The organism is Pseudomonas oleovorans subsp. oleovorans (genome assembly GCF_002197815.1).
GTDB lineage: Bacteria > Pseudomonadota > Gammaproteobacteria > Pseudomonadales > Pseudomonadaceae > Aquipseudomonas > Aquipseudomonas oleovorans.
Map to the genome: position 1 here is coordinate 1 of NZ_NIUB01000095.1, position 821 is coordinate 821.

At 63.1% G+C, this 821-nt stretch carries 1 protein-coding gene; it reads right to left on the bottom strand.

Annotated elements, in window-relative coordinates:
• On the bottom strand, positions 1 to 820 hold an 820-nt coding region (tnpC, locus tag PSOLE_RS23410), incomplete at its 3' end, for an IS66 family transposase (RefSeq protein WP_394341120.1).
• Position 821 lies beyond the last annotated feature (1 nt).

Here is an 821-nt window from a genome sequence, read left to right on the forward strand (position 1 = left end):
CGAAAAGGATCACCGGCTTGTCCGGCGGCCCACCGCTTTGCACCCACATCCAGGATTGTGCCGAGGGGTCGCGCCCCGGTTCATGCAGCACCTGTAAGCGCGTTTCGTCGCAGTGCAGCACGGGGTATTCGAACAGTTTGTCGCGCATCAGGTTGAGCAACGGTTGCAGTTGTTCACCACTTTGGATCACCCAACGCGCCAGGGTCTGGCGTGGGATCTCGACGCCGTGGCGGCTGAGCATCTTTTCGAAGCGGTACAGCGGGATGCCGTCGGCGTACTTGGTGGTCAGCAGCATCGCCAGCACGCTGGGGCTGGCCAGGCTCTTCTCGATCAGTTGGGCCGGCTTGTCGGCGGTGACCGGCGCGGTTTCACAGGCCTTGCAGGCATAGGTCTTGCGGGTGTGGCGGATGACCCGTACCTGCATCGGGATGATCTCCAGCTGCTCGCTGGTCTCCTCGCCGATCACCTGCTTGCAGGCACCACAGGCGCAGGCGCGCTCATGCTCGGGTAGCTCATGGATGACTTCCACGCGCGGCAGGTTGGCCGGCAGCGGCTTGCGTTTGCCACGGCGCTTGACCGGCGCAACGACTTCTTCGGCTTCGGCTTCGGCTTCGGCTGGCTCGGCGGCCGGCGCTTCGATCAGCTCTTCGATCTCGTTGAACATGGCCAACTGCGGTGAGTCGGCGTCTTCAGGGCTGCGCTCGGACTTGGGCGAGAACAGCTTGTGGCGCAGCAAGGCGACCTGTTCTTGAAGTTGTTCTATGCGAGCATCTTTCGCCGCCGCCTGTTCACTGGCCAGCAGCAGTAAATGCTTGAGCAGG